General features: G+C 69.2%; 23 protein-coding genes. 16 read left to right on the forward strand and 7 right to left on the reverse strand.

The window, feature by feature from the left end; genetic code table 11:
* Positions 1 to 54: 54 nt before the first annotated feature.
* Positions 55 to 1,413, forward strand: coding sequence for a glutathione-disulfide reductase (gene gorA / locus CY658_RS17105; protein ID WP_101491367.1), 1,359 nt, complete (start codon positions 55 to 57; stop codon positions 1,411 to 1,413).
* Here gorA and CY658_RS17110 read toward each other — a convergent pair.
* Positions 1,410 to 2,318, reverse strand: a complete 909-nt coding sequence (locus tag CY658_RS17110; RefSeq protein ID WP_101491368.1) for a ketopantoate reductase family protein — start codon at positions 2,316 to 2,318, stop codon at positions 1,410 to 1,412. The genes gorA and CY658_RS17110 overlap by 4 nt on opposite strands.
* 140 nt (positions 2,319 to 2,458) lie before the next feature.
* On the opposite strand from CY658_RS17110, the gene CY658_RS17115 reads away from it, so the two are divergent.
* Positions 2,459 to 3,976, forward strand: coding sequence for an AMP nucleosidase (locus CY658_RS17115; RefSeq protein WP_101491369.1), 1,518 nt, complete (start codon positions 2,459 to 2,461; stop codon positions 3,974 to 3,976).
* Between the two features lie 123 nt (positions 3,977 to 4,099).
* Entirely contained in the window at positions 4,100 to 5,122 is a 1,023-nt protein-coding gene (locus tag CY658_RS17120; RefSeq protein ID WP_180838972.1) for a Bug family tripartite tricarboxylate transporter substrate binding protein, read from the forward strand.
* Positions 5,123 to 5,134: 12 nt separating this feature from the next.
* Here the strand turns inward: CY658_RS17120 and CY658_RS17125 are convergent, their stop codons facing one another.
* A complete protein-coding gene (locus CY658_RS17125) occupies positions 5,135 to 5,830 on the reverse strand; it encodes an ArsR/SmtB family transcription factor (protein WP_101491370.1) in 696 nt (231 codons plus the stop codon).
* Between the two features lie 83 nt (positions 5,831 to 5,913).
* Between CY658_RS17125 and CY658_RS17130 the strand changes: the two genes are divergently transcribed.
* Positions 5,914 to 7,080 (forward strand): cytochrome P450, encoded by a 1,167-nt coding sequence (locus CY658_RS17130; RefSeq protein WP_101491371.1) that lies wholly within the window; start codon positions 5,914 to 5,916, stop codon positions 7,078 to 7,080.
* Here CY658_RS17130 and CY658_RS17135 read toward each other — a convergent pair whose 3' ends face one another.
* A complete protein-coding gene (locus CY658_RS17135) occupies positions 7,081 to 8,046 on the reverse strand; it encodes a pyridoxamine 5'-phosphate oxidase family protein (RefSeq protein ID WP_101491372.1) in 966 nt (321 codons plus the stop codon).
* A gap of 61 nt (positions 8,047 to 8,107) precedes the next feature.
* Positions 8,108 to 8,773, reverse strand: a complete 666-nt coding sequence (locus CY658_RS17140) for a glutathione S-transferase family protein (protein WP_101491373.1) — start codon at positions 8,771 to 8,773, stop codon at positions 8,108 to 8,110.
* Between the two features lie 105 nt (positions 8,774 to 8,878).
* On the opposite strand from CY658_RS17140, the gene CY658_RS17145 reads away from it, so the two are divergent.
* From CY658_RS17145 to CY658_RS17180, 7 genes are all read left to right on the forward strand, one after another.
* Positions 8,879 to 9,769: a LysR family transcriptional regulator gene (locus CY658_RS17145; RefSeq protein ID WP_101491374.1), complete on the forward strand. Its 891-nt coding sequence runs from the start codon at positions 8,879 to 8,881 to the stop codon at positions 9,767 to 9,769.
* Between the two features lie 38 nt (positions 9,770 to 9,807).
* On the forward strand, positions 9,808 to 10,770 hold the full coding sequence (locus tag CY658_RS17150; protein WP_180838973.1) for an ATP-binding cassette domain-containing protein: 963 nt from the start codon (positions 9,808 to 9,810) through the stop codon (positions 10,768 to 10,770).
* A gap of 14 nt (positions 10,771 to 10,784) precedes the next feature.
* Positions 10,785 to 11,633, forward strand: coding sequence for an ABC transporter permease (locus CY658_RS17155; RefSeq protein ID WP_101491375.1), 849 nt, complete (start codon positions 10,785 to 10,787; stop codon positions 11,631 to 11,633).
* A 675-nt stretch (positions 11,634 to 12,308) separates the two neighbouring features.
* Complete coding sequence (locus CY658_RS17165) at positions 12,309 to 12,761, forward strand: MarR family winged helix-turn-helix transcriptional regulator (RefSeq protein WP_101491377.1); 453 nt, start codon at positions 12,309 to 12,311, stop codon at positions 12,759 to 12,761.
* A gap of 74 nt (positions 12,762 to 12,835) precedes the next feature.
* Entirely contained in the window at positions 12,836 to 13,261 is a 426-nt protein-coding gene (locus CY658_RS17170; protein WP_062481095.1) for an organic hydroperoxide resistance protein, read from the forward strand.
* Positions 13,262 to 13,456: 195 nt separating this feature from the next.
* Positions 13,457 to 14,575: a DUF2855 family protein gene (locus tag CY658_RS17175; RefSeq protein ID WP_101491378.1), complete on the forward strand. Its 1,119-nt coding sequence runs from the start codon at positions 13,457 to 13,459 to the stop codon at positions 14,573 to 14,575.
* 33 nt (positions 14,576 to 14,608) lie between these two features.
* Positions 14,609 to 15,652, forward strand: coding sequence for a serine/threonine protein kinase (locus CY658_RS17180; protein ID WP_101491379.1), 1,044 nt, complete (start codon positions 14,609 to 14,611; stop codon positions 15,650 to 15,652).
* On the opposite strand, the gene CY658_RS17185 is transcribed toward CY658_RS17180, so the two are convergent.
* Positions 15,653 to 16,549 (reverse strand): LysR family transcriptional regulator, encoded by an 897-nt coding sequence (locus CY658_RS17185; RefSeq protein WP_101491380.1) that lies wholly within the window; start codon positions 16,547 to 16,549, stop codon positions 15,653 to 15,655.
* Between the two features lie 90 nt (positions 16,550 to 16,639).
* Here CY658_RS17185 and CY658_RS17190 point away from each other — a divergent pair, with 90 nt between their 5' ends.
* The 5 genes from CY658_RS17190 to CY658_RS17210 are packed head-to-tail and all read left to right on the forward strand — an operon-like array spanning position 16,640 to position 21,993.
* Positions 16,640 to 18,352 carry an acyl-CoA dehydrogenase family protein gene (locus CY658_RS17190; protein WP_101491381.1) on the forward strand — a complete coding sequence of 571 codons (1,713 nt, stop codon included), beginning with the start codon at positions 16,640 to 16,642 and terminating at the stop codon, positions 18,350 to 18,352.
* Positions 18,353 to 18,385: 33 nt separating this feature from the next.
* A complete protein-coding gene (locus tag CY658_RS17195; RefSeq protein WP_101491382.1) occupies positions 18,386 to 19,384 on the forward strand; it encodes a Bug family tripartite tricarboxylate transporter substrate binding protein in 999 nt (332 codons plus the stop codon).
* A gap of 38 nt (positions 19,385 to 19,422) precedes the next feature.
* Complete coding sequence (locus tag CY658_RS17200) at positions 19,423 to 20,385, forward strand: tripartite tricarboxylate transporter substrate binding protein (RefSeq protein ID WP_101491383.1); 963 nt, start codon at positions 19,423 to 19,425, stop codon at positions 20,383 to 20,385.
* Between the two features lie 16 nt (positions 20,386 to 20,401).
* Positions 20,402 to 20,848: a PaaI family thioesterase gene (locus CY658_RS17205; RefSeq protein WP_101491384.1), complete on the forward strand. Its 447-nt coding sequence runs from the start codon at positions 20,402 to 20,404 to the stop codon at positions 20,846 to 20,848.
* On the forward strand, positions 20,845 to 21,993 hold the full coding sequence (locus CY658_RS17210; RefSeq protein WP_101491385.1) for a CaiB/BaiF CoA transferase family protein: 1,149 nt from the start codon (positions 20,845 to 20,847) through the stop codon (positions 21,991 to 21,993). Before CY658_RS17205 ends, CY658_RS17210 begins: the two co-directional genes overlap by 4 nt.
* Positions 21,994 to 22,020: 27 nt before the next feature.
* Here CY658_RS17210 and CY658_RS17215 read toward each other — a convergent pair whose 3' ends face one another.
* A complete protein-coding gene (locus CY658_RS17215) occupies positions 22,021 to 23,235 on the reverse strand; it encodes a VWA domain-containing protein (protein WP_101491386.1) in 1,215 nt (404 codons plus the stop codon).
* Entirely contained in the window at positions 23,232 to 25,580 is a 2,349-nt protein-coding gene (locus CY658_RS17220) for a DUF5682 family protein (RefSeq protein ID WP_101491387.1), read from the reverse strand. Before CY658_RS17220 ends, CY658_RS17215 begins: the two co-directional genes overlap by 4 nt.
* Between the last annotated feature and the right edge of the window lie 11 nt (positions 25,581 to 25,591).

A 25,591-nucleotide genomic window follows, 5' to 3' on the forward strand; every position in this document is an offset into this window, starting at 1 on the left:
ACGAGCACCGCCTTCGCCTCACCGCTACAGTCGGCCGCAAGGAGTGTCTTTCCCATGCAACCATTCGATTTCGACCTCTTCGTCATTGGCGGCGGCAGCGGTGGCGTGCGCGCCGCGCGCATGGCGGCGCAAACCGGCGCGCGCGTCGCGCTGGCCGAGGCCGCGGAACTGGGCGGCACCTGCGTCAACGTGGGCTGCATCCCGAAGAAGCTCTACAGCTATGCCGCCGGCTACGCCGAGGCCTTCGAGGAAGCCGAAGGCTACGGCTGGAAGCTGCCCGAGGCGCCGCAGTTCAACTGGGCCCACCTCAAGACGCAGCGCGCCAAAGAGATCAGCCGGCTCAACGGCATCTACGGCTCGCTCCTGAAAAATTCCGGCGTCACGCTCGTCACCGGCTGGGCCCAGCTGATCGATGCCCACACGGTGGAGATCGAAGGCAAGCGCCACACCGCGCGCCACCTGCTGGTGGCCACCGGCGGCACGCCCTTCGTGCCCGAGATTCCGGGTCGCGAACACATCGTGACCTCCGACGCGATGTTCGACCTCGACCCGTTCCCCAAGCGCCTGCTGGTGGTGGGCGGCGGCTACATCGCCTGCGAATTCGCGTCGATCTTCAACGGCCTGGGCTCGAAGGTGACGCAGCTGCACCGCCGCGCCCACCTGCTCACCGGCTTCGACGACGACGTGCGCCAGTTCCTCGCGCACGAGATGGGCAAGGCCGGCGTCGACGTGCGCCTGAACTGCGAGGCCTCGTCGATCGCACGCGGGCCCGACGGCCTCGTGGTCACGCTCGCGCGCGGCCAGCAGATCGAAGCCGACACCGTGCTCTTCGCCACCGGCCGCGTACCCAACACGCAGGGGCTTGGCCTCGAGGCGGCGGGCGTGAAGGTCGACGAAAAGGGCGCCATCGCCGTCGATGCGCACTACCGCACCTCGGCGCCGTCGATCTACGCGGTGGGCGACGTGTCGACCCGCGTGCAGCTCACACCCGTGGCGCTGGCCGAGGCGATGGTGGTGGTCGATGCGCTGTTCGGCAAAGGCAAGCGCGGCATGGACTACGAGTTCATTCCCACCGCCGTGTTCACGCATCCCAACATCGGCACCTGCGGCTATAGCGAGATCGACGCGCGCGCGAAGTTCGGCGAGGTCACCGTGTTCTCGAGCGAATTCAAGTCGCTGCGCCACACGCTCTCGGGCCGCGGCGAGCGCACCTTCATGAAACTCGTGGTCGACAAGAAAAGCGACCGCGTGGTCGGCTTGCACATGGTGGGCGCGGACGCGGGCGAGGTGGTGCAGGGCTTTGCGGTGGCGATGCGCGCGGGTGCGACGAAGGCGCTGTTCGACAGCACCATCGGCATCCACCCCACCGCCGCCGAAGAGTTCGTGACGATGCGCGAACCAATGCCCGGCTAGACGCTGGCCTGGGGCTGCTTGCCTTCGAGCAGCTTCACCATCACGAAGAGCACGCGGTTCGCCGGCGTCGGCACACCCAGTGCCTCGCCGCGCCGAACGACCAGCCCGTTGAGGTGGTCGATCTCGCTGCGCTTGCCGCGTGCGAGGTCTTGCGCGGTCGACGAGTACTGCGACGGCATCGACTGCGCGATGCCGCGAAGGGCCGCATCGGTGTCGCCAGGAATCACCACGCCTTCGGCCTTCGCCACCGCGAGGCATTCGGCGACCACATCGCGGATCACGTCGTTCACGCCCGTGCCCTGCACCAGCACGCCGTACGGCAATTGGGACACGGCCGACAGCGCGTTGTAGGCACAGTTGAGCACCAGCTTGGCCCACAGTGCGCCGCGCACGTTGTCGGAAATCTGCGTGGGCACACCGGCGGCGATCAGTGCCTGCGCGACCTCGTCGCTGCGGCGCGACGGCGCGATCACCAGTTCGCCGCGGCCATGGTGCTTCACGTGGCCCGGCCCGGCCATCTCGGTCGCCACGTAGACCACGGCAGCGGCCACGTCGTGGGACGTCAACACCGATCGCACGCGCGCGTCGTTGTCGACGCCGTTCTGCAGCGTGAGCACCAGCGCGCCGGGCGCGAGGTGCGCCTCGATCTGCGCGGCGGCCGATTCGGTGTCGGTGGACTTCACGCAGAACAGCACGAGGTCGGCACCCTGCACCGCGCTCGCTTCGGTGCTCGCATCGAGCGGCACCTGCACGTCGAAGGTCTTGGTCTCGAGTCGCAGCCCGTGCGCGCGCACCGCCTCCACATGCGAAGGCCGGCCGATCAGCACGACCTCGTGACCCGCGCGCGCCAGCATGGCGCCGTAGTAACAGCCGACCGCGCCGGCACCCATGACTGCGACTTTCATTCCTTCACCTTCCTGCGTTCGTTCAGCGGAAACCATCGAGGTTAATCACTTCGCGGCCACCTCGCCGGGGGCCGCGCCGAAGCACGACACCGCCGCGCGGCGACCTCCCACGCGTCACGCCCGCATTGCACAATGACGCCATGCCCTATATGCCCACCTTCGTCGCTCCCGCCCGCTTCACCGACGCCGCCGAGGCGCTCGACCAGGTCAAAGCCATCTACCAGGGCGGGCTTGCCCACCTGCGCGAATCGATGCTGCGCTTCGTGGCCGGCGAGGCGCTGCCGGGCCGGGTGCGGGCCTGCTACCCGTTCGTGCGGGTGCACACGCACACCGTGTCGCGCCACACGCCGCCGGCCAACGCCGGCCTGAGCTACGGCTTCGTGGCCGGCCCCGGCCGCTACGAGACCACGCTGACGCGGCCCGACCTGTTCTCGCGCTATTACCTCGACCAGTTCCGCCTGCTGCTCGAAAACCACCAGGTCGAGCTCGAGGTGGGCACCAGCACGCAGCCCATTCCCATCCACTTCTCGTTCGCCGAGAACGACCACATCGAAGGCACCATGAGCGCCGAACGCCGCGCCCTCATGCGCGACGTGTTCGACCTGCCCGACCTGGGCGCCATGGACGACGGCATTGCCAACGGCACCTTCGAGGCGCTGCCCGGCGAGCCGCAGCCGCTGTCGCTGTTCACGGCGGCGCGCGTCGACTACTCGCTGCACCGCCTGCGCCACTACACGGGCACGGCGCCCGAGTGGTTCCAGAACTTCGTGCTGTTCACCAACTACCAGTTCTACATCGACGAGTTCGTGCGCCTGGGCCACGAGGCCATGGCCGACGAGAACAGCGAATACATCGCCTTCATCGAGCCCGGCAACGTGATCACGCGCCGACGCGGGCTGGCCGCGGGCCACAGCGACACCTTCGCCCACCTGCTGGACGGCAGCCAGGGCACCGCGCCGCCGCGCCTGCCGCAGATGCCGGCCTACCACCTGGTGCGCGAGGACTACAGCGGCATCACCATGACGAACATCGGCGTGGGTCCGGCCAACGCCAAGACCATCACCGACCACATCGCCGTGCTGCGCCCGCACGCCTGGATGATGCTGGGCCACTGCGCGGGCCTGCGCAACACGCAGCAGCTGGGCGACTACGTGCTGGCCCACGCCTACGTGCGCGAGGACCACGTGCTCGACGAAGAGCTGCCGCTGTGGGTGCCGATTCCGGCGCTGTCGGAAATCCAGCTCGCGCTCGAGCAGGCGGTGGCCGACGTCACGAAGTGCGAAGGGCCCGAGCTCAAGAAGATCATGCGCACCGGCACCGTGGCCAGCACCGACAACCGCAACTGGGAACTGCTGCCCGCCAACCAGCCGCAGCGCCGCTTCAGCCAGAGCCGCGCCGTGGCGCTGGACATGGAAAGCGCGACCATCGCGGCCAACGGCTTCCGCTTCCGGGTGCCCTACGGCACGCTGCTGTGCGTGAGCGACAAGCCGCTGCACGGCGAGATCAAGCTGCCCGGCATGGCCAACCACTTCTACCGCGAGCGCGTCGAGCAGCACCTGCGCATCGGCATGCGCGCCATCGAGATCCTGCGCCAGGAAGGCACGACCCGGCTGCACAGCCGCAAGCTGCGAAGCTTCGCGGAAGTGGCTTTCCAGTAGGCTCCGACGCATCCCGTTTGCTTTCCTTTGCTTTCCCCTCAGGGTTTCTCCCTGTGAGGGTGAGGGCGTGATTGCCATGTTTCGCGGACATCATTGGCTGTCACGTACACCACTGGAAACCCGATGCGCCCGTCTTCGCCGCCTGCTGCCGCCCTCCCCCTGTCCCGCCGCCGTTTCGGCACCTGGCTGGCAGCCTCGGCCGCTGCCGCCGGTGCGGGCCAGGCCGCGCTGTGGGCCGGCAACGCGCGCGCGGCCGACGCGCCGCTGAGCAGCAAGCTGCGCATCGTCATTCCCGCGAACGAAGGCGGCGGCTGGGACCAGACCGGCCGCGCCCTCGGCGCCGCCCTGCTGGCCTCAGGCGCCGTGGGTACCGTCACCTACGAGAACATCGGCGGCAAGGGCGGCACCATCGGGCTGGCCAAGTACGTCGAGAAGTACGACGCCGACCCCGAGGCGCTGCTGGTCAGCGGCATGGTGATGGTCGGCGCGGTGGCGCTGCAGAAGCCCGCCGTCACGCTGGCGCACGTGTCGCCCGTGGCGCGGCTCACCAGCGACTACGAGGTGGTCGCCGTCAAGGCCGACTCGCCCATCAAGACCCCCAAGGACCTCATCGCCCAGCTGCGCGCCGATGCCGCCAACACGGTCATCGCGGGCGGCTCGGCCGGCGGGGTGGACCACATGTTCGCCGGCATGCTGGCGCGCGTGGCCGGCGCCTCGGCGTCGCTGAACTACCAGCCGCACCCAGGCGGCGCACAGGTGGTCGAAGCGCTCGAAACGGGCAAGGCCGCGGCCGGCATCTCGGGCTACAGCGAGTTCGCCGAGCACATCGCGAACGGCAAGCTGCGCGCCATCGGCGTGTCGTCCAAGCACCCGTTCCAGGGCATTTCGTCGGTGCGCCAACAGGGCGTGGACGCCGACCTGGCCAACTGGCGCGGCGTGATGACCGGCAAGAAGGTGCCGCCCTACCGCCGCGGCCAGCTGCTCGAAGCGGTGCAACGCGCCACCACGCACGACCTCTGGCAGAAGACCATCAAGCGCAACAACTGGGACCCGTACTGGATGGCGGGGAAGGACTTCGAGAGCTTTCTCGAACTCGATACGGCGATGGCCGGTCCGCTGATTTACCTGCTCAAACTGAAGGCCTGAGCGCCCTCGCCCTCAGGCAAACAACTCCGGCATCTCGCGCTGCGCCTTCGGCGTCAGCGTGAGCGCGCGCCCGTCGAGCTCTTGCCGCACCCAGCCGCGCCGCAGCGACAGCTGCAGCCACGCGGCGCCGAGCGCGCCGCCCAGGTGCGGGCGGCGTTCGCTCCAGTCGAGGCAGGCGCAGGCGAAGCGGCGGCGCGAACGGCGCACGGCATCGACCTCGACACCCAGGCTTTCCAGCGCGATCGCGCCGTCGGGCGTGAGTTCGTACGAGCCGCTCGCCAGCCCGCTGAGCCAGCCCTGCGCATGCAGCCGGTCGTGCAGCGCGACGCCCGCGGTGCCGGCCATGTGGTCGTAGCAGGTGCGGGCACTGCGCAGGCGGCTCGGCGTGTTGGGCTGGAAGACGGCGGTCGTCGGGCGCGGTGCGCCGGCCACGACCATGAGGCTTTCGAGCGCGGCGGCCACGTCGTCGCTGGCCAGGCGGAAGTAGCGGTGCTTGCCTTGCACGAGCACCTCGACCAGCCGCTCTTCCTTCAGGCGCGCGAGGTGCGCGCTCGCGGTCGAGGCCGCCACCTCGGCCACGGTGGCGAGTTCGGTCGCGGTGCGAGCGTGGCCGTCCATCAGGCAGTTCAGCATGCGGGCGCGCGCCGGTTCGGCGATGGCGCCGGCGAGGCGGGCGAGCTGGAAGTCGGAAGCGGTGGTGTCGTCCATGCGGCCATCCTAAAACGGCGGCGCATCCCACACTTCGTTCGCGACCGAAGTGTGTCGGCAGCCGCGAACGCACACTGCACGCCATGACCACCGCTGTGCTCCCTTATCACCCCGCCGATCCGGTCGCCGCCGCCACGCACGCCGACCCGTACCCGTACTACGCCACGCTGCGCGATGGCCCGCCGCTCGCGTGGCACGACGGCTTGCGCGTGTGGGTTGCGAGCCGCGCCGATGTGGTCACGCAGGTGCTGCAGGCCCATGGCGCACTGCGCGTGCGCCCCGCCGCCGAGCCCGTGCCGCGCGCGATCGTAGGCAGCCCTGCGGGCGAGGTGTTCGGCCATCTGGTGCGCATGAACGATGGCCCCGCGCACCAGGCGCACCGGCCGGCATTGCAACGCGCGCTGGCCGGGCTCGACCTTCATGCGGCGCACGCCGCCGCGCTCGACGTGGCACGGGAGGTGCCCGCGCATGCGCCGCTTTCCGATGCGCTGTTCTCGCTGCCCGTGCGCGCGATGGCGCACCTGCTCGGCTTCGACGACACGACGCTGCCGCAGGTGGACCGCTGGATGCGCGACTTCGTCGCCTGCCTCTCGCCACTGTCGAATGCCGACCAGTTGCAGGCGGCAAGCGCGGCGGCCGGCGAACTGATGAACCGCTTCGAAGCCCTGAGTGCGAACGCCTCGCCGCGCGACGGCACGCTGCTGGCGGCGGTGCTGGCCGAAAGCGCCGCGAGCGCACCGCTCTCACGGGCGCTGCTGGCGAACCTCGTGGGCCTGCTCTCGCAGACCTGCGACGCCACGGCGGGCCTGCTGGGCAACAGCCTGATCGCGCTGGTGCGCGAGCCCGTGCTGCGCCCGCTGGCACGCACGCGCGACGGGCTGCTCGCGATCGTCGAAGAGACGGCGCGCCACGACCCGTCGGTGCAGAACACGCGCCGTTTCGCGATCGAACCCGTCGAGATCGCCGGCACCTCGCTGGCAGCGGGCGATGCGGTGCTGCTGCTGCTGGCCTCGGCGCACCGCGACCCGGCGTTCAACCCCGAGCCCGATCGCTTCATGCCCGTGCGTGCCCAGCGCCGCGTGCTTGGCTTCGGCCATGGCATGCATGCGTGCCCCGGACAGGCGTTGGCCTGCACGCTGGCTGCAGCAGGCCTTGAAGCGCTGCTGCGCCAACGAAGCGCACCCGATCTCGATGCGCTCAGCTGGCACTACCGGCCATCGGTCAACGGGCGCATTCCAGTCTTTGAATAGTCAATGCGCGGCCCAGCGGCCGGTGCCGGCAAGGTGCGGTGACAACGCCGCCTCGCCCCAGCGTAGCGGCAGCGCGGCCGGACGGCGCAGCGCGCGCGTGACGTGAAAGCGCATCAGCCGCTCCGCGCCCTCGAACGCCGCCACCTCGGGGCCGTCCGTGACGATCTCCGCCGTGGCGCTCAGGTGCAGCAGCTCGCCGGTGTCGAAATCGACGAACAGCAGGCCCGCGCGCGGGTGCGCCTGCAGGTTGCCGAGCGTGTTGAAGAAGCGGTTGCCGTTGAAGTCGGGCACCGTGAGCACGCCGCCCGCATCGACGCGCACGAAGCCCGGGCGACCACCGCGGTGCGACACGTCGACGCCGTGCGAACGCGCATCGGCCTCGTCGCCCACCGCCGCAGCGTCGGGATACGCCGTGGCAATGAACAGCGTGTCGGCCGCGCCGATGAGCCGCTCAGCCGCGAGGTCGAGCGTGTCGAGCCACTGCACGGCGGGCACGTTGGCAGGCGTTGCGGCGAACACCGGCTCGCGCGCCTGGATGTAGCGCGGGCAGTTGCCGAAGCTCTGCTGCACCTCGACCATGAAGCCCGCCGCGTCGAGCGCCTCGACCGTGCCGTTCATTCGGTTGCGCCGCCGTGTGTGCGGCTGGATGCCCAGCAGCCCGAGCGTGGCGCCGGGTGCGAGCTGGCTTGTGAGCGGGTCGCCGGCGCCCGGCAGCGCATCGATGCGCAGGTGCGTCGCGTCGGGCGAATGCGCAAAGCCGGCAGGCGCCGCGAGCATGCTGGCCCACGGCTGCAGCTCGGCGTCGAGGCTGCCGACGACGAGGAACGGCAGCTGCGCGAAGAACTCGCGGTGCTGGTCGGGCATGTAGTCGCGGATCACGCGCGGCCCCATGGCCTCCATCTGCTCGCGTGACCCAACAAGCGCCTGCAGCGCGCGCTCGCCGGCATGGAACGGCGCGGAAATCACAGGAGTACCTCCGCGCTTCGCGCTGCGGTGCGAGCTTGTTTGGGAGCGGCCCGGCGCGCGCTCATGCGACCGCCGCCAGGCCGACCGGTGTGCGCACCATCGGCACGAACCCCGGCAAGGCTTCCACGCGCGCCAGCCAGGCGCGCAGTTGCGGATACGCGTCGAGCGACACGCTGCCCTCGGGCGCATGGGCCACATAGGCGTAGTTCGCGATGTCGGCCAGCGTGGCCGACGGGCCGGCGAGGAAGGCCTGGCCGGTCAGGCAGGTCTCCATCACGGCGAGCAGCGCGTGCGAGCGCTTGACGGTTTCGGTCGGGTCGGTGTCCAGGCCGAACAACGCCATCACGCGCGCCGCCGCGGGCCCGAACGCCAGCGGGCCGGCCGCCACCGAGAACCAGCGCTGCACGCGCGCCGCGCCCACCGGGTCGCGCGGCATCCAGCGCGCCGGATCGGCGGCGTAGCGCTCGTTGAGGTACACGAGGATGGCATTCGAGTCGGCCAGCGTGACGTCGCCGTCCTCGATCACCGGCACCTGGCCGAAGGGGTTGCGCGCCAGGAATTCCGGCGTGCGGTGCTCGCGCTGGCGCAGGTTGAGCTCGACGATCTCGAAAGGCAGGCCCAGCACCGAGAGGAAGAAGCGCACGCGGTGCACGTGGCCCGAGATGGCGCTGCCGAAGAGCTGGATGGGCTGGGCGGGCTGGCGGGCGGCGGTGGTGTTCTCGGTCATGAGGAGTCCTTCGGGTGGGTATGGCCTCGATTCTTCTCTCTTCCATCAAATGAATGAATAGCCATTTCCGGATTTGACTGCTGCGTTTTCCGGTTTAATCGTGCCATGGATCGCTTCAAGGCCATGCAGACCTTCGTGCAGATTGCCGACCAGGGCAGCCTGACCCGCGCCGCCGAGGCGCTCGGCAGCTCGCTGCCCGCCGTGGTGCGCGCGCTCGCCGCGCTCGAGGCGCACCTGGGCGTGCGCCTTTTTCACCGCACCACGCGGCGCCTGTCGCTCACCGAGGAAGGGCGCCACTACCTGCCGAGCGCGCGCGAGGTGCTGCTCGCGGCCGACGCCGCCGACCAGGCGCTGAAGGCCGAGGCGCGCGAACCCGCCGGACAACTGGTCATCACCGCGCCGGTGCTGTTCGGCCACATGTACGTGGCGCCCGCCATCGTGCGTTTCATGCAGCGTCATGAGAAGGTGCGCTGCAGCGTGCGGCTGCACGACCGCACGGTGAACCTGCTCGAAGAGGGCATCGACGTCGGCATCCGCATCAGCCCGCTCGAAGACTCGTCGCTGGTGGCGCAGACGCTGGGCACCATCCGGCGCGTGGTGGCGGCCAGCCCCGCGTTCCTGGCGCAGCACGGCGTGCCGCGCCATCCGCGCGACCTGGCCGGTGCGCCCTGCGTACGCGGGCGCATTGATGCACCGCCGCAATGGGCATTCCGCGACGGCGGCAAGACCGTGTACGTCACGCCCGAGAACCGCCTCGAGTTCAACCACCTCGCGCCCGCCATCGAGGCCTGCGCCGCGGGCATGGGCTTCGGCACTTTTTTCTCCTACCAGGTGCTGCCGTATGTGGCGCAGGGTCGACTGCAGCTGGTGCTCGAAGACTACGAGCCCGCGCCCCGGCCCGTGAGCGTGATCTACCCCAACGCGCGGCTGCTGCCGGCGCGCACGCGGGCCTTCATCGACTGGATGAAAACCGAGTTCAGCGGACTGCGCATGTAGCCGCTGCGCCAATCGGCGGGCTGCGTCAGAATGGCCGCGTGCCATCCCACACCACCCCCTCCTCGCCTTCGTCTTCCTCTTCCCCGTTGTTCCAGGTCCGTGGGCTGCGCAAGCGCTACGGCGAGACCACGGTCGTCGACGACCTCTCGTTCGAGATCGCACCTGGCGAGTGCCTGGGCGTGATCGGGCCGAACGGCGCGGGCAAGACCACCACCATCCGCATGTGCCTGGGCCTGACTGCGCCCGACGGCGGCAGCATCGAGGCGCTGGGTTTGCAGATGCCGCGCGACGCGCTGGCCATCAAGGCGCAGCTGGGCGTGGTGTCGCAGTTCGACACGCTCGACCCCGACTTCAGCTGCGCCGAGAACCTCGTGGTGTATGGCCGTTACTTCGGCTTCAGCAAGGCGCACGTACGCGCACGCGTGCCGCAGCTGCTGGAGTTCGCCGCGCTCTCGCACAAGGCCGACGCCAAGCCCGGTGAGCTGTCGGGCGGCATGCGTCGGCGCCTGTCGCTGGCGCGCGCGCTGGTGAACGACCCCAAGTTGTTGCTGCTCGACGAGCCCACGACCGGGCTCGACCCGCAGGCGCGCCATCTGATGTGGGAGCGCCTGCAGGTGCTGCTGCAGCAGGGCAAGTCGATCTTGTTGACCACGCACTTCATGGACGAGGCCGAGCGTCTGTGCTCGCGCCTGCTGGTGCTCGATCACGGCCGCAAGATCGCTGAAGGCCGTCCGCGTGACCTGATCGCCGAGCACCTGGAGCCTGATGTGGTCGAGGTGTATGGCAACGGTGCGCTGTCGCTGGCGGGCTCGGCGGAGCTGCAGGCGCTGGCTGCGCGCGTGGAGGTGAGCGGGGAGACCGTGTTCTTCTACACGCAGGATGCGCGGCGTCTGCTCGATGCGCTGACGCAGCATGGCGGGCTGCGGACCTTCCATCGGCCGGCCAATCTGGAAGATCTTTTCCTCAAGCTCACCGGCCGGCAGATTCGCCAGGATGGCTAGCTAGACCTTCTTTTATGAACACGACCACTGCTTCTTCTGCTGTTCCCCCCGAAACACCTGTGCCGCCTTCACCCTCTGTGTGGCGTGCGCCCGAGCTGTCGATGCGATGGTGGCCGGTGTTTTTGCGCAACCTGCTGGTGTGGCGCAAGCTCGCTTTGCCTAGCCTGATCGGCAACATCGCGGAGCCGTTGATCTGGCTTGTGGCTTTTGGCTACGGCATGGGCGCACTCGTCGGGCAGGTGACGGTGGATGGCACGCAAGTGCCGTACATCCTGTTCTTGGCGAGTGGGTCGATCTGCATGAGTGCGATGAATGCGGCGAGCTTCGAGGCGCTGTATTCGGCGTTTTCTCGGATGCATGTGCAGAAGACTTGGGACGGGATCATGAATGCGCCGGTGGGGCTGGATGACATCGTGCTCGCGGAGATGCTGTGGGCGGCGTTCAAGTCGATCTTTACGGTGACTGCGATCTTGTTCGTGATGCTGGGGTTGGGGATCAGTCACAGCCCTAAGTTGATCGTGGCCTGGATGGTGTTGATTGGGTGTGGGATCACGTTTTCTTCTGTGGCGTTGATCTTCAATGCGCTGGCTAAGGGGTATGACTTTTTTACGTACTACTTCACGCTGTTCATGACGCCGATGATGTTTTTGAGTGGGGTGTTTTTTCCGTTGGAGCAGTTGCCTGCTGCTGTACGTGCTGTGGCTGCCTGGTTGCCTTTGACGAATGCTGTGGCTTTGGTGCGGCCGCTGTTTATGGATCGGTGGCCTGAAGGGTGGTGGGTGCATGCGGGTGTGTTGGTTGTGTATGCGGTTGTTGCTTTCTGGGTTGCTTTGGCGCTGACTCGGAAACGGTTTCGGGGGTGATTTCTAGGTAGCTGGTCTGGTTTGCTTTCCGAGGCCGGGTCTCGCCCCGGCGGGCGACCTACTTTTCTTTGCTTCGCCAAAGAAACGTAGGCAAAAGAAAGGCGACCCTGCTGTCTGCGTCCCTCCGCTTCGCTGCGGGCAACCTGCGGTGCTCACGTTTCGCGGGGTCTCGCCCAAACTCGCTTCGCTCAAACAAGGGCGAGCCCTGATCCGCGAAACGCTGCGCTCCTCGGCGCATACAGAAGGGGTTGGGAAACCAGCGTGCCATCGCTGCGCTCGGCCACGAAGCCGCCGCAGGCGCTTCGCGCCTGCGGCGGTTGGAATTTGCATTGGCTGTTCCCAGGCCGAGCGAAGCAAAGGCCCGTCCGGTATCGAAGCCCCTCTGGCTGCGCCGAGGAGCGCAGCGTTTCGCGGATCAGGGCTCGCAGCTGTTTGAGCGCAGCGAGTTCTGCGAGACCCCGCGAAACGCGAGCACCGCAGGTTGCCCGTAGCGAAGCGCAGGGACGCAGACAGTGGGGTCGCCTTTTCTTTGCTTACTTTCTTTTGGCGAAGCAAAAGAAAGTGAGTCCGCCGCCGGGCGGAACTCCCGGCCTCGGGAAGCAAACAAAGCCCCCAAGAAACCAAGCCAAAACAACTACATTGCACGCAATTGAATTGCGAACTACAATTCAACCCATGCCAACGAACCCCCCACCAGACGAGATGCTCAAGCTAGACAACCAGCTCTGCTTCGCCGTCTACTCCGCATCCTTGGCAATGACCCGCCTCTACAAGCCGTTGCTAGAAAAGCTCCAGCTCACCTACCCCCAATACCTGGTGATGCTCGCCCTCTGGGAACAAGACGGCCCCACCGTCTCCGCCCTCGGCGAGCGTCTCTCCCTAGATTCCGGCACGCTGACCCCGCTGCTCAAGCGCCTCGAAGCCAACGGCTACGTCTCCCGAGTCCGCGACGTCGCAGACGAGCGCCGCGTCCACATCATGCTCACCGCCACAGGCCGCAAGCTCAAGTCCCGCGCCGCCAACGTCCCCGCCTGCCTCATGGCCGCCGCCGAATGCTCCGTCCCCGAGCTGATCGCCCTCACGCAGCAAATCCAGACCCTGCGCGACCGCATCCGCAAAGCCGCCTGACACACAACCCAATCACAGTTCTCCCCGGCCTCCCCAGGAAGCCCTTTCACCACCCCAAGCCAAAGGAAATCACCATGACCACCAAGCTCGACAAAGTTCTCTACACCGCAGAAGCCCACACCGTCGGCGGCCGTGACGGCGCCGGCAAGTCCAGCGATGGCGCCATCGACGTCAAGCTGAGCTCGCCCGGTTCGGGCAAGCCCGGCACCAACCCCGAGCAGCTGTTCGCGGTCGGCTACGCCGCCTGCTTCATCGGCGCCATGAAGGCCGTCGGCCCGAAGATCAGCGTCAAGGTGCCGGAAGAAGTCGCCATCGACTCGAAGGTCTCCCTCGGCCCGACGAACGGCGGCGCGGCCTACGGCATCTCGGTGCAGCTGGCGATCTCGCTGCCCGGCCTCGACGACGCACAGAAGAAGCTGCTGGTCGACACGGCCCACCAGGTCTGCCCGTACTCGAACGCCACCCGCGGCAACATCGACGTCGAACTGACGATCGTCTGATTCCGCTCTGACGGTTTCATGAAAAGAAGCGCCCCGGCCACAAGCCCGGGCGCTTTTTTCATGTCTGTCTCACGGGTGACGCCGAAACGCACGCCGAGATAGCGCCTTTCACCAAGCTTGGCTAATGTGGCCGCACGTCCCGTCCGTCCCGCCCGACCCGTCCGTCCTCAACACACACCCGTGGAGATCGACCCCATGAGCACCACCCACCTCCTGATCCGCAAAGACCAGCTCGCCACCGCGCGCCTGCACACCGACACCACCGAACGGCCGCTGGCCGACGGACAGGTGCGCGTGCGCATCGACAGCTTTGCGCTCACCTCCAACAACATCACCTACGCCGCTTTCGGCGATGCGATGAGCTACTGGCAGTTCTTTCCCTCCGAGGAAGAAGGCTGGGGCAGCATCCCGGTGTGGGGCTTCGCGAGCGTGGTGCAGTCGCTGCACCCGGGCGTGGCCGTGGGCGAACGGCTCTACGGCTACTGGCCGATGGCGACGAGCGCGGTGCTCAGCCCCGACCGGCTCTCGCCCGCACGTTTTACCGATGCGGCGCCGCACCGCGCCGAGCTGCCCGCGGTCTACAACCAGTACTTCCGCTGCAACGCCGACCCGCTCTACACCACCGACACCGAAGACCTGCAGGCGCTGTTGCGCCCGCTGTTCATCACCTCGTGGCTCATCGACGACTTCATGGCCGACAACGATTTCTTCGGCGCTACGACCATGCTGCTGTCGAGCGCGTCGAGCAAGACGGCCTACGGCACGGCCTTCCAGCTGCACCAGCGCGAAGGCATCGAAGTGATCGGCCTCACCTCGCCCGCCAACGTGGCCTTCTGCCAGAGCCTGGGCTGCTACGACCGCGTGGTGACCTACGACGCGCTCGACAGCATCGCGGCCGACACCCCGTGCGTGTACATCGACTTCGCCGGCAACGGCGAGCTGCGCACCGCGATCCACGAGCGCTTCGCCAACCTGAAGTACAGCAGCTCGATCGGCGGCACGCACGTGGAGCAGCTCGCCGCCAAGGGCGCGGGCAAGAGCCTGAGCGGCCCGCGCGCCACGCTGTTCTTTGCGCCGGCGCAGATCAAGAAGCGCACCACCGAATGGGGCGCCGACGAGTTCGGGCGGCGCATGGTGGCCGCCTGGCACCACTTCCTGGCCACGGTGACCGACACCAACAATCCGTGGCTGCACGCCCAACACCACTTCGGCGGCGAGGCGGTGCAGGCCGCCTACGCGCAGGTGCTGGCGGGCAAGGGCGACCCGCGCACGGGCCATATCCTTTCGCTTTACAAACAAGCGGGCGCACGCTGACCGGCACGGGGCGCGTGTGGCGACAATCGCCGCATGACCCCTTCTTCTGTCGCGCCCGCGAACACCCATCCTTACGAGAGCCTCACGCCTGACGTGGTGCTCGACGCGCTCGCGACACTCGGCCTGCACGGCGATGGCCGGCTCACCGGCCTGAACTCCTATGAAAACCGGGTCTACCAGGTGTTCCTGGAAGACCCGAATCCGCATCCTGCGGTGGTGCTCAAGTTCTACCGCCCCGGCCGCTGGAGCGAGGCCGAGATCCTCGAAGAGCACGCCTTCTCGCTCGAACTGGCCGCCGGCGAAGTGCCGGCCGTGCCCCCGCTGGTCTTCGACGGCAAGACGCTGCACCACCACGCCGGCTTTGCCTTCAGCGTGAGCCCCTACCGCGGCGGCCGCGCGCCCGAACTCGACAACTTCGAGGTGCTCGAATGGGTCGGCCGCTTCCTGGCGCGCATCCACACCGTGGGCAGCGCCAAGCCTTTCGAGGCCCGCCCCGCGCTCGACCTGCAGACCTTCGGCCTGGACTCGCGCGACTGGCTGCTGGAAAACGACAAGATCCCGCTCGACATGCAGCGCGAATGGGAAAAGACCTGCAACGAGGCGCTGGACATGGTCCGCGCCACCGCCCTGGCGCTGCAGCCACCGGCCTCCGACTTCAAGCCCCGCAAGCTGCGCCTGCACGGCGACGTGCACCCCGGCAACATCCTGTGGACGCCCACCGACCGCCCCGGCGGCGGCCCGCACTTCGTCGACCTCGACGACGCGCGCACGGGCTTCGCGGTGCAAGACCTGTGGATGCTGCTGTCGGGCGACCGCGCGCAGCGCACGGCGCAGCTGTCGGGCCTGCTCGACGGCTACGAGCAGTTCCGCGAATTCGACCGCCGTGAGCTGGCGCTCATCGAGCCGCTGCGCACGCTGCGGCTCATCCACTACAGCGCCTGGCTGGCGCGCCGCTGGGAAGACCCGATCTTCCCGATCAACTTTCCGTGGTTCGGCTCCAGCGACTACTGGAAGGGCCAGATCCTCGTGCTGGAAGACCAGTGCGAGCAGATGGCCGAGGAACCGCTGTACGCGTGATCACTCGGCGGCGTTTACGGCAAGGCTCTGCGCCACGCCTTCGAGCAGCCGCTCGACCAGCACATTGACCGGCCCGGTACGCCACACGCCGTAAGCCTCCGACTGCGCCACGGCGCGGTCGAGCGGGCGGAACACCGCGCCGCGCAGCGCCGAGTGCCGCATCGCCTGCGGCACCAGCGCCACGCCCATGCCCTGCGACACCAGCGACACCACGGCCAGCCAGTGCCGCACCTCGTGGCGCACCTCGGGCGAGAAGCCCGCGTCGGCGCAGATCGAAAGAATGCGCTCGTGGTAGTCGGGTGAGGCCTCGCGAGAAAACAGCACGAAGGGCTGCGCGCGCAGGTCGGCCGGCGCCAGCACGCGCTTGCGCGCCAGCGCATGGCCCGCGGGCAGGCAGGCCACGAAGGGCTCCGACAACAGCAACCGATGCTGCAGTTCGGCCGGCATGCGGCTGGTGTGAACGAAGCCCAGGTCGAGCCGGTCGTGCAGCAGCTCGGCGATCTGCACGCCGGAGTTGAGTTCGCTGAGCGTGATGCGCACCGCCGGATGCCGCGCCTGGAACGCGCGCAGCGCCGGCGGCAGACCGCGGTAGAGCATGGCGCCGACGAAACCGATGCGCAGCCGGCCCGCCGAGCCGGTGGCCACGTCGCGCGCCTCCATGGCGGCCTCCTCGGCCTGCAGCAGCACGCGCCGCGCCGACACGCGCAGCGCCTCGCCCGCGGGCGTGAGCCGCACTTCCTTGCTGTTGCGCTCGAACAGGCGCGCGCCCACCGAGTCTTCGAGCTGGCGGATCGCCACCGACAGCGGCGGCTGCGAAATCGCCAGCCGCCGCGCGGCGCGCCCGAAGTGCAGCTCTTCGGCGAGCACGGAGAAGTAGCGCAGGTGCCGCAGTTCCATGAATAGTTAAATCAAATCGTACAAGACCAAATCAATATTAGACACGGATCGTTGCCAACTCAACAATGCGGCGAACCAGGAGACGCCCGCATGCCTACATCCGCAGCCGCAGCCGCCGCGCACCCCACCGCGCACCCGATTCCCGATCGCCACGGCCAGAACCTCTTCACCACCGACACCGAGCTGCACACGCTGCTCGCGCTGTACCTGCCCGAAGCCCTGCGCACCCACATGCGCCCGCACTTCGAGCGCCTGGGCGGCCTGGCAGGCGGCCTGCTGGACGACCTGGCCGGCACCGCCGACCGCAACCCGCCCACGCTGAAGCAGCGCACGCGCACCGGCGTCGACGAGCAGAAGGTCATCAAGCACCCGGCCTATGTCGAGATGGAGCGCCTGGCGCTCAGCGAGTTCGGCCTGGCCGCCATCTCGCACCGCGACGAGACGCTGGGCTGGCAAGGCAAGATGCCGCCGCTGGTCAAGTACGTGCTGACCTACCTCTTCGTACAGGCCGAGTTCGGCCTGTGCTGCCCGGTCTCGATGACCGACTCGCTCACGCGCACGCTGAAGAAATTCGGCACACCCGAGCTGGTCGCCAAGTACCTGCCGCGCCTGACCTCGCTCGACTTCGACGAATTGGCGCAAGGCGCGATGTTCATGACCGAGCAGGCCGCCGGCTCCGACATCGCCGCCACCGCCACCACCGCGCAACGCCAGGCCGACGGCAGCTGGCGCCTGGCCGGCGACAAGTGGTTCTGCTCCAACCCCGACGCCGGCTTTGCGATGGTGCTGGCACGCGCCGACGACGCGCCCGCAGGCATGAAGGGCGTGTCGCTGTTCCTTCTGCCGCGTGAACTCGACGACGGCAGCCTCAACCACTACCGCATCATTCGCCTCAAGGACAAGCTGGGCACGCGCTCGATGGCCAGCGGCGAGATCCGCCTCGAAGGCGCGGTGGCCTACCTCGTGGGCGAGGAAGGCCGCGGCTTCCAGCAGATGGCCGACATGGTCAACAACTCGCGCCTGTCGAACGGCGTGCGTTCCGCCGGCCTGATGCGCCGCGCGGTGGCCGAGGCCGAGTACATCGCCTCCGAACGCCGCGCCTTCGGCCGCGCGCTCGAACAGATGCCGCTGATGCAGCGCCAGCTCGACAAGCTGCGCGTGCCGTCCGAGCAGGCCCGCACGATGGTCTGCCAGACCGCGCAGGCGCTCGCGCGCTCCGACGCCGGCGAGCCCGATGCGTATGCGCTGCTGCGCATCCTCACGCCGCTCATCAAGTTCCGCGCCTGCCGCGACGCGCGCCAGGTCACGGGCGATGCGATGGAAGTGCGCGGCGGCTGCGGCTACATCGAAGAGTGGAGCGACCCGCGCCTCGTGCGCGACGCGCACCTGGGCTCGATCTGGGAAGGCACCAGCAACATCGTGGCGCTCGACGTGATCCGCGCCGTGAAGCGCGAAGGCTCGCTGCCCGTGCTGCGCGCGCACGTCGACAAGCTCATCGGCGACGCCACCGAACTCACACCGGCCTTTGCCGCCGCGCTGCGCGACACGATGGCGCGTGCCTGCGCCCTGGCCGAGACCGCCGCACGCGAAGGCGGCGACGTGCTCGCACGCCAGGCCGCATCGGCGCTGTACCACTGCACCAGCGCCGCCGCGATGGCCTGGGAGGCCTCGGCCGGCGGGTCCGCCGCGCGCCTGCGCTGGGCGCAGCTGGTGCTGCTGCACCGCGTGCTGCCGCGCGATCCGCTGGCGCCCGATGCGCTGCCTGCCGACTGGCATGCCGCGCTGGTTCGCACGGCCGCCTGAGCCCCTTTTCGAGAACAACGGAGACAACCACCCATGCGACAACATCTCAGCCACTTCCTCAGCGCAGCGGCCACCGCCTGCGCCGCCCTGCTGCTGGCGGCCACGCCCGCTGCGCACGCCCAGCCCGGTGCGTTCCCGTCCAAGCCGATGACGCTGGTCGTGCCCTTCCCGCCCGGCGGCCCGACCGACGCGATGGCGCGCACACTCGCCGCCGAACTGCGTGACAAGCTCGGCCAGCCCATGATCGTGGAGAACCGCGCGGGCGCCGGCGGCAACATCGGTGCCGACTACGTCGCGCGCGCCGAGGCCGACGGCCACACGCTGCTGTTCGGCACCTCGGGCCCGCTGGCCATCAACGTCAGCCTGTACCGCAAGATCAGCTACGACCCGACCAAGAGTTTTGCGCCCGTGATCCAGGTCGGCTACCTGCCGAACATCCTGGTGGTGAACCCGGCCCTGCCGGTGAAAAACGTACCCGAGCTGGTCGCCTACGCCAAGGCCAACCCGGGCAAGCTCAGCTACGCCTCGTCGGGCAACGGCGCGTCGTCGCACCTGGCGGGCGTGCTGTTCAACTCGGTGGCCGGCACCGACCTGCTGCACGTGCCCTACAAGGGCACGGGCCCGGCGCTCAACGACCTGTTGGGCAACCAGGTCAGCATGACCTTCACCGACATCCTCACCGCACTGCCCTACGTCAAGACCGGCAAACTGCGCGCACTCGGCGTGACCACGGCGGCCCGCTCGCAGGCGCTGCCCGAGGTGCCGACGATTGCCGAGCAAGGCAACAAAGGCTACGACGTGAGCGTGTTCTTCGGCATCGTCGCCCCGGCCGGCACGCCGCCCGACCGCGTGGCCAAGCTCAACCACGCGTTCGCCGAAGTGCTCAACTCACCGAAGGTCAAGCAGATGTTCGCCGGCCAAGGCCTCGAAGCATCGGCCGACACCTCGCCGCAGAAGCTCGCGCAGTTCATCGCGAGCGAAACGGCCAAGTGGAAGGACGTGGTGAAGAAGTCGGGTGCGCAGCTCGATTGAGCTGAAGCCCTGACCACCCACGAGGAGACACACCAAAAATGAGACTGCTTTCACGCGCGATCGCCGTGGCCGCGCTGCTGGCCACCGCCGGCGCCGCCACCGCAGAGACCTATCCGCAACGCCCCGTCACGCTGATCGTTCCGTACGCCGCAGGCGGGCCCACCGACCAGCACCTGCGCGCCGTTGCCGACGAGGCCGGCAAGGCCCTCGGCCAGCCCGTGGTGCTCGACAACCGCCCCGGTGCGAGCGGCACCAACGGCGCCGCTGCGCTGGTGCGCGCCGCGCCCGACGGCTACACGCTGGCCGTGCTGCCAGCCTCGGTGTACCGCGAGCCCTTCATCAACAAGGTGGCCTTCGATCCGGCGCGCAGCTTCTCGTACGTGGTGATGCTGTCCGACTACACCTTCGGCCTCGCCGTGAAGGCCGACGCGCCGTGGAAGACCTGGCAGGAGTTCGCGGCCGACGCCGCGCGCCTCCCGGGCAAGCTCAACGTGGGCGCCACCGGCGCGGTCGGCACGCCGCGCATCGTGATGGACGAGGCCGCCGAGATGGCGAAGATCCAGCTCAACATGGTGCCCTTCAAGGGCGACGCCGAAGTGACCAACGCCATCCTCGGCGGTCACATCGACGCCGCGCCGCTCTCGGGCGTGGCGGTGCCGCACATCGAGGCCGGCAAGATGCGCTACCTCGTGATGCTCACGCCGCAACGCGTCAAGCGCTACCCGCAGGTGCCCACGCTGCGCGAACTGGGCGTGGACGCGGTCATCGATTCGCCCTACGGCATCGCCGGCCCGGCCGGCATGGACCCGGCCCGTGTGAAGACCGTGCACGACGCCTTCCGCAAGGCGCTGTCGTCGCCCGCTGGCCTGCGCGTGCTGGAGCAGCTGAACCAGCAGGCCAACGCGATGGACCCCGAGCAATACCGCCGCTACGCGCTGGCCACGACCGCGCGCGAGAAGGAGCGCGTGGCGCGCCTGCGCCAGCGCGGCCTGCTCGACTGACCACCCCACGCACACCATGTCGGACACCGCTTTCGTCAACGAACCACCGGGCCTGCTCTTCGGCCTGCCCATGCCGATGGCGCGCAGCTTCGCGCTGCGCGGCGAGGCCATCGGCGACGAGCGTGCACGCGTGCGCATGCCCTACAACGCCGACCACGCCAACAGCCGCGGCGACGTGCACGGCGGCGCGATCGCCGTGCTGTTCGATTGCACGCTCGCCAGCGCCGTGCGCTCGCACGCCCCCACGGCCTTCGGCGTGGTCACCATCGACATCACGGTGCACTACACCGCGCCCTGCGCCGGCGACGTGATCGCCACCGCCGTGTGCGAGCGACGCGGCCGCGCGATGTGCTTCGCGCGCGGCGAAGCGCGCAACGCCGACGGCGAACTGCTCGCCATGGCCACCGGCACCTTCAAGCTGGTGCCGCGCACCGCCTCCCCTTCTTCCGAGTCCACTCCATGACCACCGCCTCCACTTCGACCGGCGCCCTCGCGGGCATCCGCGTGCTCGACATCTCGCGCATCCTCGGCGGCCCGTACTGCGGCCAGATCCTCGGCGACCACGGCGCCGACGTGCTCAAGGTCGAGCCGCCGCAAGGCGACGACACGCGCACCTGGGGCCCGCCCTTCAAGGAAGGCGTGGCCTCGTACTACCACGGGCTGAACCGCAACAAGCGCGTGCAGCACCTGGACTTCTCGACCGAGGAAGGCCGCGAGGCATTGCTCGCCTTGGTGGCCGAGGCCGACGTGCTGATCGAGAACTTCAAGACCGGCACGATGGAGCGCTGGGGCATCGGCTACGAGGCGCTGTCGCAGCGCTTTCCGCGTCTCGTGTGGTGCCGCGTGTCGGGCTTCGGCGCCGACGGTCCGCTGGGTGCGCTGCCGGGCTACGACGCCGCGGTGCAGGCCATGACCGGCATCATGAGCATCAACGGCGAGGCCGACGGCGGCCCGCTGCGCGTGGGCCTGCCGGTGGTCGACATGGTGACCGGGCTCAACGCGGTGATCGGCGTGCTGCTCGCGCTGCAGGAACGCCATCGCAGCGGACGCGGCCAGTTCGTGGAAGCGGCGCTGTACGACAGCGGCCTCTCGCTGCTGCACCCGCACGCGGCCAACTGGTTCATGGACGGCACGGCGCCGCGCCGCACGGGCAACGCGCACCCCAACATCTATCCCTACGATGCACTGGCCACGGGCACCGACCCGATCTTCGTGGCCGTGGGCAACGACCGCCAGTTCGCAAGCTTCTGCCGCTGCATCGGCCTGCCTGCGCTGTCCGACGACCCGCTGTACCGCACTGCCGGCGCGCGCTCTGTGAACCGCGACGGCCTCAAGCAGCAGCTCGAAGCCGCGCTCGCCGCCTTCGACGGCCGCACGCTGGTCGATCAGCTGATGGCCGCCGGCGTGCCCGCCGCGCCCGTGCTGCCAGTGGCCGATGCGCTGCAGCATCCGCACACGCTGCACCGCGAGATGGTGGTGGAGATGGAAGGCGGCTACCGCGGCATCGGCGCGCCGGTGAAGCTGAGCCGCACCCCGGCGAGCTATCGCCATGCGCCGCTGACGCCGGGCGACGCGTTCCTTCCGAGCGACGACGACGCGGCGCGCTGAGCGCCGGCGTCGTCCCCGCGCGTGTCGTCAGGCCGCGCGGCTGGTCTTCAGGCCCTGCCCCGCGGCCCAGGTCGACACGTCCTCGCGCTTGATGGCCGCGGCCATGAGGCCGGGGAACGCATCGGGCGTGCAGGCGAACGACGGCACGCCCAGCGCCGCGAGCTTGGCGGCCAGGTCGCGGTCGTACGAGGGCGCGCCCTCGTCGCTGAGCGCCAGCAGCGCGATGAACTGCACGCCGGCTTCCACCAGCTGGTGAGCGCGGCGCAGCAGGCCGTCTTCCACGCCGCCTTCGTACAGGTCGGAGATCAAAATCAGGATGGTGTTGCGCGGCTCGCGCACCAGCGTCTGGCAGTAGCCCACGGCGCCGTTGATGTCGGTGCCGCCACCGAGCTGCACGCCGAACAGCAGGTCGACCGGGTCTTGCAACTGCTCGGTCATGTCGACCACGGCGGTGTCGAACACCACCAGCTTGGTCGACACCGCCGGCAGGCTCGCCATCACCGCGCCGAAGATGCTCGAATAGACGACCGACGCGGCCATGGAGCCGCTCTGGTCGATGCACAGGATCACTTCGCGCTGCGGCTGGCGCGCCTTGCGGCCGTAGCCGATCAGCGTCTGCGGCACCACGGTGCGGTACTCGGGTTGCCAGTGGCGCAGGTTGGCGCGGATGGTGCGGTGCCAGTCGATCTCCGAATGGCGCGGGCGGCGGTTGCGCTGGCTGCGGTTGAGCGCGCCGCTGACGGCGCTGCGCATCGGCTCCTCGAGCTTCTTCATGAGCTCGTCGACCACCTTGCGCACCACGGCGCGCGCCGTGTCCTTGGTGCCGGCCGGGATCACACTCGCCAACGCCACGAGGTTGGCCACCAGGTGCACGTCGGGCTGCGCGTTCTCGAGCATCTCGGGCTGCAGCAGCATCTGGCGCAGATTGAGCCGCTCCATCGCGTCGCGCTGCATCACTTGCACCACCTGGCTCGGAAAGTACTTGCGGATGTCGCCGAGCCAGCGTGCCACGCTGGGCGCCGAATCGCCCCGGCCGCCGCGCTGCCCGCCCTGGCCGAGGCCGCGCCGGCCGTCGGCTTCGTAGAGCGCGGCCAGCGCCTGGTCGATCTCGCGCACGCGGCCTTCGATGGCACCGCAGCTCGCGTTCGCTTCGCTGCCGAGCACGAGGCGCCAGCGTTGCAGGCGGTCGGTGGGCGGCAGGGTTTGTTCTTCGTCGTCGATGGGGGTTGGATTCGCGCTCATGCCTTCACTCCCAGCAGTTCCCGCAGCAGCGGCAGCGCGAGCACCGCGCGTGATTCGTCCCAGTCGGTGGCGGCCACGGCGGACGGCAAGGTGCCCCCGACGGCGCCGCGTTTCGCACGCTCGCCGAGCGCGCGCCGGTCGGCGCCCGAGAAGTCCGCGAAGCTGCGCCGCACCAGCGGCAACACCTGCACGAAGTGCGCTTCGCCGAGCCCCGCGAGCCAGCCGTCGACCAGCGACCACACGGCATCGTCGTGCAGCAGCACCATCGCGTTGCGGTTGAGAAAGCCTTCGAGCCACGCCGCCGCATCGGTCGGCGGCGCGCCGGCCGAAAGGTTGCGCGCCAGTTGCTGCGAAGCGCCGTCACTGTCGATCTGCGCATCGTCGAGCAGCAGCCGGCAGCTCACGCCGCGCAGCAGCGGCGCGCCGGTTTCGCCGAAGGCGATGGCACGCAGGGCGTTGCGCCAGGCGGTGGTCGTTTCTTCGCCGTCGCGCAGACGCACCGCGTCGTGCGCGCCGATGAGGCGGATGCGCAGCGACTCGGCGGCTTCGGCGTCGAGCGCGCCGCACGCAATCGGCAGGCCGATGGCGCCGCGCACGATGAGGCTGTCGAGCACGTGCGAGAGCAGCGCACTGTCGGTCTGGCGCACGCTGCCGTAGCGGAACACGTTGGCCAGCGGCGGCACGGCGCCGATGAGCTGCACGGCGTCGCCGGTGAGCGCAGCGCGGTCTTCGAGCGCGCGGGTCACCGCCTGCACGGCCACGGGCAGGTCGGCCAGCAGCACGGTGTCGACCTGTTCGGCCAGCACGGTGAGCGAAGTCTCGGCTGCGAGCCCTTCCATCACGCGCGCGCTGGCGGCGTGCGCCACGGTGGCGCCGAAGCGGCTGGCCTCGATGACGCGCAGCGCGAACTCGGGCTGCCACTGCAGCTGCCACACCTCGTGGAAGGTGCCGCGGCTCGCGCGCTGGCCGGCGGTGACCTCGCCCCACGGCAGGTCGAGCAGGCGCAGGCGGTGCAGCAGGTGGCTGCGCGCGAGGTCGTTGGGTTGGCGCAGGTCGAGGTCGAGCGTCTTCGCGGTGGCCTCGGGCTTGAGGCGCAGGCTTTTCTGCGCCTGCTCGAGGTCGCGCTGCAGCGGCACGGTGGGCACGTCGGCCGGCACCTGGCCCATGCGGTCGCCGACCGTGAGGCGCTCGCGGATGAGCGTGAGCGGCGCCTGCTCGCCCATGCAGATCACGCTGCGCACGGCCTCGTCGAGCTCGGGCAGGCCGGGCGCGGGGCGCTCGCGTAGCGCGGCCAGCGTGTCGGCCAGGCGCGTGGCCTCGATGAGGTGGGCGGAGGAGCAGTCGAGGTCGTGTTCGCGCAGCAAGCGCGCGACACGTGCGAGCCAGCCGGTGCTGCGCCCCGCCACCTCGTGCCCCTGCTGCCACAGGTGCTCGTACCAGCCCGGCGAGTCGATGCCGGCGCCGTAGCCGCTGGCGCTCGTGAGATGCCGATAGGTCCACGGCACCCAGGTCGCGAGCACCTTGAGTTTGGGCAAGCCCTTGAGCAGCGCGGCATCGGCCTTGGCGGTGGCCGCGCCCTGCAGCGCGGGCACGTGCCACGCACCGCAGACGACGGCGATGCGCTGGTGGCCGGCCTTGATGGCCTCGCGGATCGATTGCCGCATGAAGGCTTCGCGCCGCTGCTCGCGCTCCATCGCGCGCACGCCGCGCCGGTCTTCGGGCGTTTCGGCGCGCACGGCGGTCATGGCTTCAGCGATGGCGCCGAACAGGTCTTCGCCGTCACCGCGTTCCTCGACCATGTGGTTCCACCAGCTCTCACCGTCGGCATAGCCGGCGGCATGGGCGAGCCAGTCGAAGGGGTCGTCGGGCAGCGTGTTTGCGGCCAGTTCTTCCTCGGGTGCTTCGAGCGTTTCGGCGACGGGCACCGTGTCGGTCTCGTCATCGCCGAGTGGTGTTTCTTCCGTTGCTTCTGCCTTGGCCTCGTCGGCTGTGCGCGCGGCCTGCTCGATCGCCATGCGGTGCGCCTGCGGCAGGTCGATGAAGCGCGTGGGCACGCCGCGCGCGGCGCCCCATTGCAGCGCCTGCCATTCGGGCGAGAAGGTGGCGAAGGGATAGAACGCGGCCAGGCCGGTGTCTTCGCTCGCATGGATCAGCACCGCGACCGGCGGTTGCAGGTCGGCATGCGCGAGAAAGGACAGCAGCGGCTCGGCCTCGGGCGGGCCCTCGACGAGGATGCAGTCGGGCTGCAGCGACTCGAAGGCGCGCAGCAGGCTGCGCGCACAGCCGGGGCCGTGGTGGCGGATGCCGAAGTAGTGCAGCGGCGAAGGCGCCGCGCTCGTGCTCATGCGCTGGCTCG

Origin of the sequence: Variovorax sp. RO1, from assembly GCF_002849325.1 — a bacterium.
Classification (GTDB): domain Bacteria; phylum Pseudomonadota; class Gammaproteobacteria; order Burkholderiales; family Burkholderiaceae_C; genus Variovorax.